15 protein-coding genes are annotated in these 18,179 nt (G+C 36.5%); all 15 read left to right on the forward strand.

What is annotated here, in order from left to right; genetic code table 11:
• Position 1: 1 nt before the first annotated feature.
• The 15 genes from infB to C2I06_RS03775 all read left to right on the forward strand — a co-directional run bounded on the left by infB (position 2) and on the right by C2I06_RS03775 (position 18,113).
• Entirely contained in the window at positions 2–2,170 is a 2,169-nt protein-coding gene (gene infB / locus C2I06_RS03705) for a translation initiation factor IF-2 (RefSeq protein WP_123257469.1), read from the forward strand.
• Entirely contained in the window at positions 2,167–2,448 is a 282-nt protein-coding gene (locus tag C2I06_RS03710) for a DUF503 domain-containing protein (RefSeq protein WP_095329221.1), read from the forward strand. Before infB ends, C2I06_RS03710 begins: the two co-directional genes overlap by 4 nt.
• A gap of 21 nt (positions 2,449–2,469) precedes the next feature.
• Positions 2,470–2,838 carry a 30S ribosome-binding factor RbfA gene (gene rbfA, locus C2I06_RS03715; protein WP_095329222.1) on the forward strand — a complete coding sequence of 123 codons (369 nt, stop codon included), beginning with the start codon at positions 2,470–2,472 and terminating at the stop codon, positions 2,836–2,838.
• Positions 2,839–3,118: 280 nt separating this feature from the next.
• Positions 3,119–4,036: a tRNA pseudouridine(55) synthase TruB gene (gene truB / locus C2I06_RS03720; RefSeq protein ID WP_095329223.1), complete on the forward strand. Its 918-nt coding sequence runs from the start codon at positions 3,119–3,121 to the stop codon at positions 4,034–4,036.
• Between the two features lie 84 nt (positions 4,037–4,120).
• Complete coding sequence (ribF, locus tag C2I06_RS03725; RefSeq protein ID WP_095329317.1) at positions 4,121–5,068, forward strand: bifunctional riboflavin kinase/FAD synthetase; 948 nt, start codon at positions 4,121–4,123, stop codon at positions 5,066–5,068.
• A gap of 336 nt (positions 5,069–5,404) precedes the next feature.
• Positions 5,405–5,674 (forward strand): 30S ribosomal protein S15, encoded by a 270-nt coding sequence (gene rpsO, locus C2I06_RS03730; RefSeq protein ID WP_016201171.1) that lies wholly within the window; start codon positions 5,405–5,407, stop codon positions 5,672–5,674.
• A 231-nt stretch (positions 5,675–5,905) separates the two neighbouring features.
• Positions 5,906–8,026 carry a polyribonucleotide nucleotidyltransferase gene (pnp, locus tag C2I06_RS03735; protein WP_095329224.1) on the forward strand — a complete coding sequence of 707 codons (2,121 nt, stop codon included), beginning with the start codon at positions 5,906–5,908 and terminating at the stop codon, positions 8,024–8,026.
• 181 nt (positions 8,027–8,207) lie between these two features.
• Complete coding sequence (locus tag C2I06_RS03740; protein ID WP_123257470.1) at positions 8,208–9,164, forward strand: polysaccharide deacetylase family protein; 957 nt, start codon at positions 8,208–8,210, stop codon at positions 9,162–9,164.
• A 268-nt stretch (positions 9,165–9,432) separates the two neighbouring features.
• Positions 9,433–10,671 (forward strand): M16 family metallopeptidase, encoded by a 1,239-nt coding sequence (locus tag C2I06_RS03745; protein ID WP_123257471.1) that lies wholly within the window; start codon positions 9,433–9,435, stop codon positions 10,669–10,671.
• Between the two features lie 327 nt (positions 10,672–10,998).
• The gene (gene dpaA, locus C2I06_RS03750) at positions 10,999–11,874 is read left to right on the forward strand and encodes a dipicolinic acid synthetase subunit A (RefSeq protein WP_123257472.1); all 876 of its coding nucleotides are present in this window, start codon (positions 10,999–11,001) and stop codon (positions 11,872–11,874) included.
• A 26-nt stretch (positions 11,875–11,900) separates the two neighbouring features.
• Positions 11,901–12,494, forward strand: coding sequence for a dipicolinate synthase subunit B (locus C2I06_RS03755; RefSeq protein ID WP_123257473.1), 594 nt, complete (start codon positions 11,901–11,903; stop codon positions 12,492–12,494).
• A 265-nt stretch (positions 12,495–12,759) separates the two neighbouring features.
• The gene (gene asd / locus C2I06_RS03760) at positions 12,760–13,806 is read left to right on the forward strand and encodes an aspartate-semialdehyde dehydrogenase (protein WP_095329228.1); all 1,047 of its coding nucleotides are present in this window, start codon (positions 12,760–12,762) and stop codon (positions 13,804–13,806) included.
• Positions 13,807–14,167: 361 nt separating this feature from the next.
• On the forward strand, positions 14,168–15,391 hold the full coding sequence (dapG, locus tag C2I06_RS03765; RefSeq protein WP_047940049.1) for an aspartate kinase: 1,224 nt from the start codon (positions 14,168–14,170) through the stop codon (positions 15,389–15,391).
• A 44-nt stretch (positions 15,392–15,435) separates the two neighbouring features.
• The gene (gene dapA, locus C2I06_RS03770; RefSeq protein WP_095329229.1) at positions 15,436–16,299 is read left to right on the forward strand and encodes a 4-hydroxy-tetrahydrodipicolinate synthase; all 864 of its coding nucleotides are present in this window, start codon (positions 15,436–15,438) and stop codon (positions 16,297–16,299) included.
• 476 nt (positions 16,300–16,775) lie between these two features.
• On the forward strand, positions 16,776–18,113 hold the full coding sequence (locus tag C2I06_RS03775) for an amino acid permease (RefSeq protein WP_123257474.1): 1,338 nt from the start codon (positions 16,776–16,778) through the stop codon (positions 18,111–18,113).
• Positions 18,114–18,179 lie beyond the last annotated feature (66 nt).

The following is an 18,179-nucleotide window of genomic DNA, read 5'->3' on the forward strand; positions in this document are numbered from 1 at the left end:
GATGAGTAAAGTGCGAGTATACGAATACGCAAAAAAATATAACATTTCAAGCAAGGATGTTATTGCAAAATTAAAAGAGATGAATATAGAAGTCTCAAACCATATGACTACATTGGAAGAGGATACAGTCAAAAAATTAGATAGTATATATAATAAAAAGAATGAAGAAAATAAGCCAAAAGCGCCAGCTGCGAAAGTGGCTGCTAAAAATATCGCCGACGAGTATGAAAAAGAAAGCGATGAAATGGCTGAAAAGGGGAAAGTAAATCAATCTGTGAAAAATACTAAAGATAATAAGCCAGGTTTTAACAAACCAAAAAATAATAATAATAACAATAAGAATAGAAATAACAATCGTAAAGGGAAGCAAAATACTGCTCCAGCTGCACCGCCAGCTCCGAAAAAAGAAAAAGAATTACCAGAGAAAATTACATTCAGTGAATCGTTAACCGTTGCTGAATTAGCAAAAAAATTGCACCGAGAACCATCTGAAATCATCAAAAAATTATTCCTTCTTGGTGTGATGGCAACCATCAACCAAGAATTAGATAAAGATGCAATTGAATTAATCTGTACAGATTATGGTGTAGAGGTCGAAGAGGAAATCCAAATTGATACGACAGATCTAGAAGTATACTTTGCAGATGAAGAAGGCGTAGAATTAGTAGAACGTCCATCTGTTGTTACCATAATGGGACACGTTGACCACGGGAAAACAACATTGCTTGACAGCATACGTAATACGAAAGTAACAGCAGGAGAAGCTGGTGGTATTACTCAGCATATTGGTGCATACCAAATTGAGGAGAATGGCAAGAAAATTACTTTCCTTGATACACCTGGACATGCGGCCTTTACTACAATGCGTGCACGTGGTGCGAAAATCACTGATATCACAATTCTTGTTGTTGCTGCTGATGATGGTGTTATGCCACAAACAATTGAAGCAATTAACCATGCAAAAGCAGCTGAGGTTCCAATTATCGTTGCTGTTAATAAAATGGATAAACCAACCGCTAATCCAGATCGCGTAATGCAAGAATTAACAGAACATGGATTAGTACCAGAAGCTTGGGGTGGGGATACTATCTTTGTTCCACTTTCCGCTTTAACTGGTGAAGGTATTGACTCTCTGCTTGAAATGATTCTTTTAGTAGGAGAAGTAGAAGAGTATAAAGCAAATCCAGACCGTAATGCAGTTGGTACTGTTATTGAAGCACAATTAGATAAAGGAAAAGGTTCGGTAGCAACATTGCTTGTACAAAATGGTACATTGCATATAGGGGATCCGATTGTTGTTGGGAACACATTTGGTCGTGTGCGTGCAATGGTTAATGATCTTGGCCGCCGAGTTAAAACAGCAGGACCATCAACGCCAGTGGAAATCACTGGGTTAAACGATGTTCCTCAAGCTGGTGATCGCTTTGTTGTTTTCAAAGACGAGAAAACTGCAAGACAAATTGGAGAAGCTCGTTCCACACAAGCGATTCAAGCGCAAAGATCTGAAAAAACAAGAATCAGCTTAGACAACCTGTTTGAACATATGAAACAAGGGGAAATGAAAGATATTAATATCGTTCTTAAAGCCGATGTTCAAGGTTCAGCAGAAGCGTTAGCAGCTGCTCTTTATAAAATCGAAGTAGAAGGCGTAAACGTAAAAATCATCCATACAGGTGTAGGGGCGATTAATGAATCAGATATTACCCTTGCTGCAGCATCAAATGCGATTGTAATTGGATTTAATGTACGTCCTGACGTAAACGCGAAAAGAGCGGCAGATGCTGAAGAAGTAGATGTACGCTTACACCGTATTATCTATAAAGTTATCGAAGAAATTGAAGCAGCGATGAAAGGGATGCTTGATCCTGAGTTCCAAGAAAAGATTATTGGTCAAGCGGAAATTCGTCAAACTTTCAAGGTTTCTAAAATCGGTACCATTGCAGGCTCTTATGTAACGGACGGGAAAATTACAAGAGACAGCGGTATTCGTTTAATCCGTGATGGTGTTGTTATTTTCGAAGGGGAAATTGATGCATTAAAACGTTTCAAGGACGATGCAAAAGAAGTAGCTCAAGGTTACGAATGTGGTATTACCATCAAAAACTTTAACGATGTTAAAGAAGGCGATATTATCGAAGCATATGTAATGGAAGAAATTGAGCGTAAATGATTGTTGGATTAATGTCAGTGGAATGCATTATTTATGATGCCCACTCATTAAAAGAAAAGCGGGCGGTTCTGCAAAGAATTATGACCCGCTTAAAGCAAAAATTTAATATCTCTATTTCAGAAGTCGGGTATCAAGATACTTGGCAAAGAACAAAAATTGCTGTTGTTACCGTTGCTTCTGCGCGAGTTTCGGCTGAAGGTGTGCTGCAACAGACACAACAGTTTATTGATTCTTTTCCTGAAATAGAGAGAACCATAACAGATATAGAATGGCTTTAAAAAAATGAGGTGAATTGCGCGATGAGTCTAAGACCAAATCGTGTTGGTGAACAAATGAAGAAGGAACTAGGCGAGATTATTAGCCGTAAGATAAAAGATCCTCGCATTGGTTTCGTAACGGTTACAGACGTTAATGTTACTGGTGACCTTCAACAAGCAACTGTGTATATTTCTGTACTTGGCGACCAAGAACAACGGGAAAATACACTAAAAGGACTAGCAAAAGCGAAAGGATTTATCCGTTCTGAAATCGGACAAAGAATTCGTTTACGCAAAACTCCTGAAATTACGTTTGAATTTGATGAGTCGATAGATTACGGAAATAGAATTGATACATTATTGCATCAAATAGCAAAAGAAAATCCGTCCAGTGATGACGAAAGAAAATGATGTAACATAAACTTGCTCCTATCGGACTTTTTCCATGATACTTATGGATGGACGATAGGAGTTTTTTTATAAGCGGTGGAAATGAAGCCCATTGAATTCCACTCTAGGAACTTGCTTTCTGCTGGACGGAGGAGCCTCCTCGGCATATCCTTGTGGTTTTCCCTCAAATCCGGCAGGAGTCAAATTTCCTCCGCCGCATTAACAAGACTTTTAAATTATATTACAATTGAGGACTCAAGATTAAGAGTTTTTTTCATAAAATGAATAAAGGATGAGGTATATGGAAGGGATTTTACCATTATGGAAGCCCAAGGGGCTTACTTCCCATGATTGTGTTTTTCGTTTGCGGAAGATTTTACATATGAAACGAATCGGTCATACTGGAACATTGGATCCGGATGTAACTGGTGTATTACCAATTTGTTTAGGAAGAGCAACAAAAGTAGCTGAATATATAACAGACGCAGGAAAAGAATATGTAGGAGAAGTAACGATAGGGTACTCTACGACAACGGAGGATCGTTCTGGCGAAAAGGTCGAGGAGAAAAAAGTAGCGGAAATCATTACGCGAGATAGAATAGAAGCGATTTTACGAGAACTAACAGGGGAAATTACACAAACACCACCAATGTATTCAGCTGTTAAAGTAAATGGGAAAAGGCTTTATGAATATGCTAGACAAGGGATTGAGATTGACCGTCCTTCTAGGCAAGTAAACATTTACTCCTTAGATTTAATCGACGAATGGCAAGTGTTACAGGGAGACACTGTATCCTTCCGTTTTAGAGTGAGCTGTAGTAAAGGCACCTATATTCGCACACTTGCTGTTATGATCGGCGAAAAATTAGGGTATCCTGCCCATATGTCAGACTTGTGCCGAACTCGTTCTGCCGCCTTTACGAAACAAGAGTGTGTAACATTTGAAGAACTAGAGAAATATGTAGAAAATGGGAAGCTGGAAAACTATATTTATCCACTGGAAGACGCGCTTTTACATTTGCCGAAATATGAAATAAATGATACATTAGCAATGAAGGTACGAAACGGAACGGTATTAGAAACTCCTGCTTATCTACTAGATGAACAGGAACCAATTGTCATTCAAACAACAACAGGTGAAGCGTTAGCTATATATGTTCAGCATCCAACAAAACAAGGATTAATCAAACCGTCCAAAATATTAAAAATCTTGGAGTAACCATTGATGCTCTCGTTCACCTTGAAAGAAAGTTTAACGACAAATGAGAAAAAAAGAAATTTGTTAGAAAAGGTGAGTAGCACAGTGAAGATAGTTAGAATAAACCATTCAGAACGAAATAAAGAGCATGATAATCCGCCAATTTCCATTGCGTTAGGTTCCTTTGACGGAGTTCATCTTGGCCATCAAAAGGTAATTGGCGAAGCGAAAAGAGTGGCAGATGAAAATGGATGGAGCAGCGCGGTGATGACATTTGACCCCCATCCTTCAATCGTATTAGGTGGAAAAACAAAAAAAGTAGATTACTTAACATCTTTTGAAGCAAAAGTAGAACAATTAGCAAACTTAGGGATCGATTATTTATTTATTGTCGATTTTACGATTGAATTTGCTAGCTTGCCTCCTCAAGAATTCGTTGATTTGTATTTAATTGATTTAAATGTGAAACATGTAGTAGCCGGTTTTGATTATACTTATGGAAAGAAAGCTCAGGGCACAGCCGAGACTCTTTCTAAGCATTCACGTGGTAAATATGAAACAACGATTATTGGCAAAGAGACTTTTGGGGGCGAGAAAGTAAGTTCTACTTTAATTCGCTCTCTTATAAATAATGGTGAAATGGAAAAGGTGCCTGCTCTTTTAGGTAGACACTATTCAGTAAATGGGACGGTTATCCATGGCGACAAACGCGGAAGAACGATTGGTTTTCCTACAGCAAATGTGAAATCAACTAGCGATGTCATTTTACCTCCGCTAGGTGTATATGCAGTTCGATTCTTTGTCAATGAAAAATGGTATGAAGGAGTCTGTAACCTCGGTACAAAACCGACCTTTCAGCCCGATGAGAAAAAGATTAGTATCGAAGTCCATATTTTTGACTTTCATCAAGATATTTATGGCCATTCCGTAATCGTTGAATGGCATAAACGAATTAGAAGCGAACAAAAATTCAATGGCATCGACGAACTAGTAGCCCAAATTGAAAAAGACAAGCAAACCGCCTTACAATACTTTTATGAAAAGGCACAATAAGAAAAAAAAAGCAACCTGAATACTTCTAACTAGATTGGGATATACTGAAAAATATATCCCAACTAAATAATGGAAAGAAACTAGTGTTTTCTAGTGTGATTTTTAGCAGGACTGACTAGAAATACCCTAAGACTTACAATAGTAGTCAATTTTTTTTGGATTTTATTTTTATGTTCTTTGTTTATAAAAAAATAAAAGGTTATGTCTTGATTTTTCCAAAGAAAACAGTTATTCTTAAAGACGTACTAAAAACAACCTTTGCTTGGCAAAATCGAATCACCAACGTTTTGCTCGGTAATTGGGGATTAGTGTAATAGAATTAGGAGGTGAAACAGGATGGCAATCACTCAAGAACGTAAAAACGAACTTATCAATGAGTACAAAACGCATGAGAACGATACTGGATCTCCAGAAGTTCAAATCGCTGTCCTTACTGAGTCAATCAATAATTTGAATGAACATTTACGTACACATAAAAAGGATCATCACTCACGTCGTGGTCTTTTGAAAATGGTAGGTAGACGTCGTAATCTTTTAACTTACCTACGTAATAAAGACGTTCAACGTTACCGTGTTTTAATTAACAAACTTGGTCTACGTAGATAGTTAAAAAAAGCGGGATATTTTTCCCGCTTTTTTATTGTAAATAAATGCGAATCTAACATATGATTAGTATAGATTACATAAATTAATTTCGTTTTTTAGTTACATAAAATGTGTATACTAGTAGAAGAGAAATTTAAGGATAGTATTCTTTATTTTATAAAATAACGCAGGTTTTAGGTAGTTCTTAACCGGAAACTTCCATGAAGTGAATGAGTAGAGAGGGGTTTATGAATGGGACAAGATAAGCATGTCTATTCCATTGACTGGGCTGGAAGAAAGCTTACAGTTGAAATTGGACAATTAGCAAAACAGGCAAATGGTGCAGTACTTGTACGATACGGGGATACAGCTGTATTAAGCACAGCAACTGCTTCAAAAGAACCAAAGAACTTAGACTTCTTTCCATTAACAGTAAATTATGAAGAGCGTCTATATGCGGTTGGGAAAATTCCTGGCGGTTTCATCAAAAGAGAAGGACGCCCAAGTGAAAGAGCAATACTTGCAAGCCGCTTAATTGATCGACCAATTCGCCCATTATTTGCAGATGGCTTCCGTAATGAAGTACAAGTTGTCAGCTTAGTAATGAGCGTGGATCAAGATTGTACGTCAGAAATGGCCGCTATGTTTGGATCTTCATTAGCATTATCTGTTTCTGATATTCCATTTGGAGGACCAATTGCTGGTGTTTATGTTGGAAGAATCGATGGAAAATTTGTCATCAATCCAACGGTTGAACAAGCAGAAAAAAGTGATATTAACCTTGCTGTGGCAGGTACAAAAGATGCAATCAACATGGTTGAAGCTGGTGCCGATGAAGTACCAGAAGAAGTAATGCTTGAAGCAATTATGTTTGGACATGATGAGATTAAACGCCTAATTGCATTCCAAGAAAAAATTGCAGCAGAGATTGGCAAAGAAAAAATGGAAGTTGTACTATACGAATTGAATAAAGACATCGAAGCAGATGTGCGTGCATTATGTGAAAGCGAAATGCTAGATGCTATTCGTGTACAAGAAAAGCATGCTCGCGAAGCAGCTATTAAAGAAGTAAAAGATTCTGTCATTGCAAAATATGAAGCAGAAGAAGCAGAAGAAGAAGATTTAAAACAAGTGAAAGCTATTTTAGATAAATTAGTGAAAAATGAAGTACGTCGTCTCATCACTGAAGATAAAGTTCGTCCAGATGGACGTGGCTTAGAAGAAATTCGCCCACTGTCTTCTGAAGTGCATTTATTACCGAGAACACACGGGTCAGGATTATTTACTCGTGGACAAACTCAAGCATTAAGTATTTGTACATTAGGTGCTTTAGGAGATGTGCAAATATTGGATGGCCTTGGGGTAGAAGAAGAAAAACGATTTATGCATCACTATAATTTCCCTAATTTCAGTGTTGGTGAAACTGGACCAATGCGTGGACCTGGACGAAGAGAAATCGGTCATGGTGCGCTAGGGGAAAGAGCATTAGAACCAATTATTCCTTCTGAAAAAGACTTCCCATATACAATTCGCCTTGTATCAGAAGTATTAGAATCCAATGGTTCCACTTCACAGGCTAGTATTTGTGCAAGTACCCTTGCTATGATGGATGCTGGTGTGCCAATTAAAGCACCAGTTGCTGGTATTGCAATGGGGCTGATTAAATCTGGTGAACATTATAGTATTTTAACAGATATTCAAGGGATGGAAGATCATCTAGGAGATATGGACTTTAAAGTAGCTGGTACTTCTAAAGGGGTAACGGCACTTCAAATGGATATAAAAATTGATGGATTATCACGTGAAATTTTAGAAGAAGCATTACAGCAAGCTAAGATTGGCCGTATGCAAATTCTTGAATCCATGTTGGCAACAATCAATACACCTAGAGAATCACTATCTTCTTATGCGCCAAAAATTTTAATGATGTCTATCAACCCAGACAAAATTCGCGATGTTATTGGACCAAGTGGTAAACAAATCAATAAAATTATCGAAGAAACTGGCGTTAAAATTGATATCGAGCAAGATGGTACTGTATTTATTTCTTCTGTTGATGATGAAATGAATAACAAAGCAAAACAAATTATCGAAGATATCGTTCGTGAAGTTGTTGTTGGACAAATGTATCTTGGTAAAGTAAAACGAATCGAGAAATTCGGTGCGTTCGTTGAAATTTTCAACGGAAAAGATGGACTTGTTCATATTTCAGAGCTTGCTGAAGAAAGAATTGGCAAGGTAGAAGATGTAGTAGCAATCGGTGATGAAATCCTTGTGAAAGTAACAGAAATTGATAAACAAGGAAGAGTAAATTTATCTCGTAAAGCTGTTTTGAAAGAACAAAAAGAACAAGCTGAGAATGCAAAAAACTAATAAAATTGAAATCAAGGGTACCCGCTAAAAAACTACTTATGTTTTTTAGCGGGTATTTTTTTGTGGAATGAAAAGGAACGTTTTGAACAAAATAATAGGAGAAAAGGATAAGTTAAGTCCGTCATTAAGCGTTCTACCTTGTCCTTTCCTATCATATGGTAGTAACTGGGGGGAAAAGGTGATGAAGAAAACAGTTTCACTTATAGGAATACTAGCCATCTCTTGGTTTTTAGTTAATAATCCTTGGGCTGATACATATGTAAGTACTTTACAAGAAAACGCTGTCTCAGTGACAGCAACTAACTCTTTATATACGACGATAAGCGAGAAAGCGAAAGACTATGAAAAGAAGCCGATTGATGCCAAGCTTGATCCTGTATGGAAAGCTATTCCTGGATTAAATGGGGTGACAGTGGATATTGATGCTTCTTACAAGAATATGAAAAAAGAAAAGAAATTCAATGAACAAAGATTGGTTTTTAAGCAAGTGAAACCAAAAATTACACTAAATGATTTGCCACCTGCTCCTATTTATAAAGGGAATCCAGAAAAAGAAATGGTAAGCTTTATTATAAACGTAGCATGGGGAAATGAATTTTTACCTGACATACTATCAACCTTAAAAAAGCATCATGTCAAGGCGAGTTTTTTCTTGGAAGGCAGATGGGTTCAGAAAAACCCAGATCTTGCTAAAATGATTGCAGAAGCAGGGCATGAACTCGGAAATCATTCCTATACCCATCCAGATATGAGTAAAATTAGCAGTAGTAAAATTCATGAGGAAATCGTAAAAACAAATGATGTCATCGAAGCGACAACTGGTAAGCAAGTCACATTATTAGCGCCACCAAGTGGGTATTTTAATAATGAAGTAGTGAAAATTGCCGCTCAACAAAAGCTTAAAACAGTAATATGGTCTGTGGATACGATTGATTGGCAAAAACCAAGTCCTGATACATTGCTTAAAAGAGTTACAGGGAAGATCCATAATGGGGCTCTAATCCTTATGCATCCAACAGAAGTTACTACAAATAGCCTTGAACATTTAATTATCGAAATCAAAAATAAAGGATATAAAATCGATTCAGTTAGTGACATGCTTAGTGAAGAACGAGAAAGCATAAAAACAAAAAAATAGTAGTTCGATTCATCTTATAGTATTCTATAAAGAGAAAACGTTTTATTATAGTCTTGCTTCTTATAGAAGAAAAACAACATCTATAAGAAAGGACATGGCAAATGAAGCCAGTCTTCCTTTTAAAAGGGAACTAATCGCTATTCATTTTTAAAATGGATATATGTTATCATTATATTAAAACAATATTTTGGAAAAAATAAGAGGAATAAGATATACTAGCAGTCGCAGCTACTTTTTGCAACTTGGTAGAAGAACAGGAGGAACATAATTGATCAAAAGATATACTTGCCAAAATGGAGTAAGAATTGTATTGGAAAACATTCCAACAGTACGTTCCGTTGCTATTGGCGTATGGATTGGTACAGGATCTCGTAAAGAAGATGAAAAGAACAATGGGGTATCTCACTTTTTAGAGCATATGTTTTTTAAAGGAACAAAAACACGTAGTGCGAGAGAAATTGCAGAATCATTTGATAGTATTGGCGGCCAGGTAAATGCCTTTACTTCAAAAGAATATACCTGTTATTACGCAAAGGTTTTAGATACACATGCTGATATGGCGTTAGAAGTGTTAGCAGATATGTATTTTAACTCGACATTTGATGAGGAAGAATTAAAGAAAGAGAAAAATGTTGTCTGTGAAGAGATTAAAATGTATGATGATACACCTGATGATATTGTTCATGATTTATTGAGTCAGGCAATTTATGATAAACATCCACTTGGCTATCCGATTTTAGGAACTGAAGAGACACTGGCTACGTTTAATGGAGATACGCTAAGAGAGTATATGTTTAATCATTATACACCAGAGAATACGGTTATTTCGATCGCAGGAAACATTACCGAAGCATTTATTTCAGAAGTAGAAAAATATTTTGGGTCATTTGAAGCCGGTAAATCCGAAATAGAACTAGTAAAGCCTTCTTTCCATGCCAATAATTTTTCACGCAAAAAGGAAACAGAGCAAGCACATCTATGCTTAGGTTTTAATGGGTTACAGGTGGGACATGATAAAATGTATACACTTGTATCTTTAAATAATATTCTTGGTGGCAGTATGAGTAGTCGATTATTCCAAGATGTACGCGAAGAAAAGGGTTTAGCTTATTCGGTATTCTCTTATCACTCCGCATACCAAGACAGTGGAATAGTGACAATCTATGGTGGTACAGGAGCTAAGCAGTTAGATGAATTATTTGATACTATTCAAAATACGCTTGCCCTCTTGAAAAAAGAAGGAATTACCGAAAAGGAACTTCTAAATAGTAAAGAGCAGCTAAAAGGCAGCTTGATGCTAAGCTTAGAGAGCACAAATAGCCGTATGAGCAGAAATGGAAAAAATGAACTGTTATTAGGTAAACATCGCTCCTTAGATGATATCATTGCCGATATTGATCGTGTCACCAAAGAAGAAGTTGATCAAATGGCAAATGATATATTCACTGACACATTCTCGGTCTCTCTAATCAGCCCAGACGGACAATTACCAAAAGCACTTCAATAAAAAGCTACATATATAATAAAGAGCTAGGAAACAGAATTCCCTTCTGAATCCTAGTTTTTTTTGTTTGAGCACTTCTAAAAATATTTTCTTGCTTTCCCCTTTATAAAGGAGTTGCCATAACTCACTTCTGAAAAATCCCTGTCCACGAAGAGGAGACTTCAACCAAAACTTGTTCCGAGCATCGTTATTTATATTCTAGATAAGGAAAGAAACCATCTTTTTAAGGAAATGCAGTAAACAACTCACCTAATAATAGGTAATCACATAAGATGTTGAAGTAGCGAGCTATGAAAAACAGGATCTTTAAAAAAAGAAGGTGAAATATTCATGCTGAAAGGGATGGAAATCGCGATTATCGGCGGTGATGCAAGGCAGCTTGAAATTGTTCGTAAATTAACAGAACAACAAGCAATCCTTTCATTAATTGGCTTCGAGCAATTGGACCATGCATTCACTGGAGCTACAAAAGAAAAAATCGATAACGTAGATTTTTCGAAAATAGATGCTATTATCTTACCCGTTCGAGGAACAGACCTAAATGGGCAAGTTGATACAATCTTTTCGAATGAGAAGGTTTTTTTAACGAAAAAAATAGTAGAAAAAACCCCTGAGCATTGCATCATATATTCAGGAATAACGAATGATTATTTAAATTTGCTTATTAAAGAAACGAACCGATCATTAGTTCAATTATTTAACCGAGATGATGTAGCAATTTTAAATTCTATTCCAACTGTCGAAGGTACAATAATGATGGCAATTCAACATACAGACACAACGATTCATGGCTCAAATGTTATTGTGCTTGGGCTAGGTCGTGTAGGCATGAGTGTTGCACGTACTTTTCATGCCCTAGGAGCGAAAGTAAAGGTCGCAGCAAGTCAAAGTGAACATATTGCTCGCATTATCGAAATGGGATTAATCCCAGTACATTTAGATGATTTACAGATTGCAGTCGATGATATTGATATTTGTATAAATACAATTCCCCATCTTGTCGTAACTTCTGATGTCATTGAAAAAATGCCATTGCACACATTGGTAATTGATTTGGCATCTAAACCAGGCGGAACAGATTTTCAATACGCAGAAAAAAGAGGAGTTAAGGCATTGCTTGCGCCGAGTTTACCGGGGATTGTAGCTCCGAAAACAGCGGGAAATATATTGGCAGATGTCTTAGCACAATTACTAGATGAACAATAGCAGGCAATGAGAGGAGAATATGAATCATGAGTTTACAAGGAAAAAGAATAGGGTTTGGCATTTCAGGTTCTCACTGTACGTATGAGGAAGTGGTGCCACAAGTAGAAAAGTTAGTCGTACAGGGAGCGGAAGTTGTACCAGTTGTAACAGGAAATGTAAAAAATACGGATACTCGTTTTGGGAAGGGGAAAGATTGGGTTAGTAAAATAGAAGAAATAACAGGACAAAAAATAATCGATAGTATTGTAGCTGCAGAGCCGCTTGGACCGAAAGCACCTCTTGATTGTATGGTAATTGCCCCATTAACAGGAAATAGTATGAGTAAATTCGCAAATGCGATGACTGATAATGCAGTTTTGATGGCAGCAAAAGCGACATTAAGAAACCAAAAGCCTGTTGTATTGGGAATCTCTACTAATGATGCTTTAGGATTAAATGGGATTAATTTGATGCGTTTAATGGCAACAAAGAATATTTTCTTTATTCCATTCGGTCAAGATGATCCTGAGAAAAAGCCGAATTCTATGGTTGCAAGAATGTCTATGCTTGCAGAAACAATTGAAGCAGCATTAGAATATAAACAGATTCAACCAGTAATAGTGGAAAAATATTTAGATTAACAGGAAAGCACATGATTATTTAATAAGGCATATAAATCACGTTCTTTGAAAAAGAATGGTAGACTGATAAGAAAACGCACCGTAAAAAGGCGCTTGTCGACTTCCACAAGGAACTTTATAGCGCCATTCGGTGTTTTTTGAAAGAATCTGATAAAAGTTTCTTTTATTGCTGCTTGAATATGTTAAAATAGATAATATTATTTAAGGCGGAGCGTAACGCTTACCTATTATTATTAAGAGAAAGCCTTTGGAAGGAGAACCTTAAATGGAGCAATTAAAAGGATTTAACGTAGCAGTAGTTGGAGCAACAGGGGCTGTTGGTCAACAAATGATTAAAACATTAGAGAGCAGAGATTTTCCGATTTCGACTTTAACACTTTTGTCCTCTAAACGTTCAGCAGGAACAAAGGTTCAGTATAAAGATAAAGAAATTGTCGTACAAGAAGCAACTCCGGAGAGCTTTAAAGGAATTGATATCGCATTATTCAGCGCTGGCGGAGGTGTATCGAAAGAACTTGCACCACATGCAGTAAGACATGGAGCAATTGTTGTTGATAATACAAGCGCATTCCGTATGGACAAAGACGTGCCATTAGTAGTTCCGGAAGTAAACGAAGAAGATCTTCGTGAGCACAATGGAATTATTGCAAATCCAAACTGTTCCACTATTCAAATGGTGGTTGCTTTACAGCCATTAAAGGAGAAATTTGGTCTTTCGAAAGTATTAGTATCCACTTATCAAGCTGTATCTGGATCGGGTGCTGCAGCTGTAGAAGAGTTGAACAGTCAGACACAAGCAATTCTTAATAAAGAAGCATTTGAGCCGAAGATTCTACCAGTAAAGAGTGATAAAAAGCATTACCAAATCGCATTCAATGCAGTCCCGCAAATTGATGTATTTACTGATAATGGATTCACTTACGAAGAAATGAAAATGATCAATGAAACAAAGAAAATAATGCATGCAGATGACTTAAAGGTTGCAGCGACTTGTGTCCGCATTCCAGTAGCAACCGGTCATTCTGAATCTGTTTATTTTGAATTAGATAACGATCAAGTATCAGTGGAAGAAATTAAATCCTTGTTAGCTGATGCTCCTGGCATTGTGCTTCAAGACGATCCAAGTAATCAAGTTTACCCAATGCCTGCAGATTGCGTAGGAAGCAATGATGTATTTGTCGGCCGTATTCGCCAAGATTTAGATGTGAAAAACGGTTTCCATATGTGGGTCGTTTCCGATAATCTATTAAAAGGTGCAGCATGGAACTCTGTACAAATTGCTGAAAGTCTAATTAAATTAGGGCTAGTTTAATGGACTAGTGAAGAAAGGCAAGACTGTAGAGGTTTAGTATGCAGGAAAATTACCTGTAAGTAGATTTCTATTTTATTCTACATACAGGAAGTACAAGTTTGGACACAAGCCTAAATAATGGTGCCAAAATCTTGTCTTTCTTATTATGAAATGATTCCTTAAATAGAATCCTATTTAGGGAATCATTTAAATAAGTGTGCTCATTTTGGTTGGAAAAAATCATCAAAGTTAAAACAACAAGGGATCCTCCTAGTAAAATAATGAAAGGGGTAATCTTTTTAGAACTAGATTCCCCAAATTTGTTTTAGAAAAGGCACCCTTATATTACACTCTTTTAAGAAAGTGTTCAGAGGTGTTTATTGTGAAAATCATGGTTCAAAAATTTGGCGGAACATCTGTTAGAGATGAAAAAAGCCGAATTCAAGCAAAAGATCATATTAAAGATGCATTAAATGAAGGATATAAAGTAGTAGTAATTGTTTCTGCGATGGGACGAAAAGGAGAACCTTATGCAACAGATACATTGTTGTCTTTAGTCGGCGGATCAGAATCAAGTATCAGCAGAAGAGAAAACGACTTATTAATGTCATGTGGCGAAATTATTTCTAGTGTTGTGTTTACACAACTATTACTAGAAAATCAAATTTCAGCAACTGCATTAACAGGTGCTCAAGCTGGATTTAAGACAAATAATGATTTTACCAATGCCAGAATTATGGAAATGGATTGCAGTCGTGTTCTTGAGGAATTAAAAAATCACGATGTTGTTGTTGTAGCTGGTTTCCAAGGGGCAGCGCCAAATGGAGATACAACGACTTTAGGAAGAGGCGGAAGTGATACGTCTGCGGCTGCTTTAGGATCGGCACTTCAAGCAGAATATATTGACATTTTTACTGATGTAGAAGGTATTATGACGGCAGATCCAAGAATTGCAGAAAATGCTCGTCCGCTATCTGTTGTTACCTATTCAGAAGTTTGCAATATGGCTTATCAAGGAGCAAAAGTTATTCATCCACGAGCAGTGGAAATAGCAATGCAAGCAAAAGTACCGATTAGAATACGCTCAACGTATTCTAAGGGGACTGGTACACTTGTCACCTCGAGTAATGCGGAAAGTCGAGGCAGTGACATAAAAGAAAGACCTGTAACAGGAATTGCTCATGTAGCAAACGTAACTCAAATTAAAGTTTTTGCAAAAAAAGATCAGTACGACTTACAATCGCAAGTCTTTAAAGCGATGGCAAATGAAGAAATCAGTGTAGACTTTATCAATATTTCACCTAACAGTGTCGTATATACTGTAACAAATGAGATGACAAACAAAGCAATTGCCGTTCTTGAAAATATGGGATATGAACCAGTTATCGAAAAAGAATGTGCAAAAGTATCCGTGGTTGGTGCTGGAATGGCCGGTGTACCTGGGGTGACATTTAAAATTGTTACTGCACTCTCAAATAAAGGAATTCGTATCCTCCAATCAGCTGATAGCCATGCAACTATCTGGGTGCTGGTGAAACAGGATGATTTAGTAAGTGCAGTTAATGTATTACACGATGCGTTTGAGTTAGAAAAAGAAATAGAATAAAAAAATAGATACAACGAGATCGAAATGAGAATAGGAGTGGAACGATGGGTTTATTTGGTAGGGTGTCAACGGCCATGATTACACCATTTGATGCCAAGGGACATATAGATTTTCCAAAAACAACACAGTTAATTAATCATTTACTTGAAAACGGAACAGATTCTTTAGTAGTAGCTGGTACTACTGGAGAATCGCCCACATTATCCAAACAAGAGAAGATTGCTTTATTTAAACATGTGGTAAAGGTAGTGGAAAAGAGAGTTCCAATCATTGCAGGAACAGGTAGTTATAACACATATGAGTCCATCGAATTAACGAAACAAGCAGAACTTGCAGGTGTGGACGCTGTTATGGTAGTTGGACCATACTATAACAAGCCGAACCAAGAGGGGTTATATCAACATATTAAAGCAGTTGCAGAATCTACAAAACTACCCGTTATGATATATAATATTCCAGGTCGTTCTGTTGTTAATATTGAACCAGAAACTATTATTCGTTTGTCAGAAATTGATAATATTGTAGCTGTAAAAGAGGCTAGTGGAAATTTAAATAATATCACGAAAATTATTGCATCAACACCAGCTGATTTTTATGTATACAGTGGTGATGACAGCTTAACTTTACCACTTTTATCTGTAGGAGCAACAGGAGTGATTTCTGTAGCTTCGCATATTATTGGTAAAGAAATGAAAGAAATGGTGACTTCTTTCTTAGATGGAAAGGTTGAGGAAGCATCTAAAATGCATCAACAATTACTTCCTCTTATGTTAATTCTATTTAAAGCTCCAAACCCTGTTCCAGTAAAAACAGCATTACAATTAAGAGGATTTGACGTAGGTTCTGTTCGTTTACCTTTAGTGCCATTAACAGAGGAAGAACGAATCGAGTTAGCGAAATTTATTTAAGGAATTAGAAGGATATCGTATATCCACAAGGACTAATGATAACAGTTTATTTGATTCTTTTTTGCTAGTTTTAATAAATGTTTACGTGTCAGAAGAGTTTAGCTATCTCTTATTACGACGGATAAACCAAAGCAAAAATGGTTTATTCGTCCTGAGATAACTAGCTCTTCTGTCTTTTTTATCTCACATCTTTACTAAGAAAAACTTGTTTCTAAACTAGTTTTTGATTATGATTGGATACATCATCATATTTTTAAATAGGGCAAACATAAGTTTCAACATATAAGAAACTAGAAGTTTTTGAAGGTAGATGAGTGTTTAGCTATATCGTCTTGCGAATTTTTTGTTTGGTGGAAGTTCACATTTGAAAAATGCAAACTGTCTTCCCAGTTTCTCAATCGAAAAATTGTGGTTTGGACAATGGTTAGTAAGACGCAAGAACATTTTGATAAGGTTAAATGTAAGGAGGAGAAGTCATGGCGAAAAATCAGCTGCAAAAAAACTTATTGCCAAGACATATAAGTTTAATGGCCATGGGAGGAGCTATTGGGACAGGGATATTTAAAGGTAGTGGAGAAACAGTTTCCATTGCAGGTCCAGGTGTTATTTTTACATACATATTTGCAGGACTTTTATTACTAGTAGTGATGGGCAGTATTGCGGAAATGGCTATTGTTTATCCAAATACAAACATGAAGGGCTTTATTGGGAAGGCTTTTGGGAACCAGACAGCATTCGTTATTGGCTGGATGTACTGCATTTTATGGCTTGCGGTATGTGTGATTGAAGTAGTTGTAGCAGGAAGCTTTCTGCAGTTTTGGCTACCAGATGTGCCATTATGGATATTAAGTATTCTGTGCGCAGTAGGTTTAATTGTCGTTAATACAATGAATGTGAAAAATTATGGAGAATTTGAATTTTGGTTTGCTGGTATTAAAATTGGCATGATTATTATATTTATTATATTAGGAGCCGCTGTTTTATTTGAACTTATTCCATCTGGGCAAACAAACTATCTACAAAATTACACAGAGCATGGCGGCTTTTTCCCAAATGGATGGACATCTGTCTTTTCTGCCTTATTAATTGTTATGTTTTCCTATGGTGGCTCCGAGCTCATTGGTGTATCGGTAACGGAAACGAAGAATGCAGAAAAAGTATTGCCAAAAGTTATTAAAAGCTTTATATTTCGTATTGTTTTATTTTATACATTGCCTATTTTAATTATTTGTGGACTAATTCCCTGGAATGAGTTAACAGAAGAATCCAGTCCTTTTGTCCAAGTACTTTCGATTTCTGGATTATCTGGAGCGGCACACATTATGAATTTTGTCTTAATTATTGCTGTGTTATCTGCTGCAAATTCGGGTATATATGGATGTACCAGAATGATGTACTCACTTTCAACGGAGGGTGAAGGACCAAAAGCCTTTAGTAGAGTAAACCACAATGGAGTGCCGATTTATAGTTTAATGGTTACAGGTATAATCTTAATTGCCGGATCAATGATTGCTTTATTTAAACAAGATCAAGTCTTTTCTTTACTTATGGCATTCCCTGGATTTGTCGTATCGGTTGTATGGATTATGATTTGTCTAGCACAGCTAAAGCTTAGAAAACAATATCCTCTTCAGCCAAGTTTTAAAATATGGGGGTATCCATATATTCCGATATTTACTGTAACCTGCTTAGGGATCATCAGCATTAGTTTCTTATTTGATGAGGCAAATCGAATTAGTATACTAGCATGTTTAATTTGCTTTTTTGCTGTAATAGCTATCTCTATATTTAAGTTTAAATCGAATAAACGGTAAAAATTTTTATTATAGGAAAAAAGGGTTGAAAAGCTAGGCAAACTAAAGAAAAATACCTCCTGATAT

This window comes from Niallia circulans (genome assembly GCF_003726095.1).
GTDB lineage: Bacteria > Bacillota > Bacilli > Bacillales > Cytobacillaceae > Niallia > Niallia circulans_A.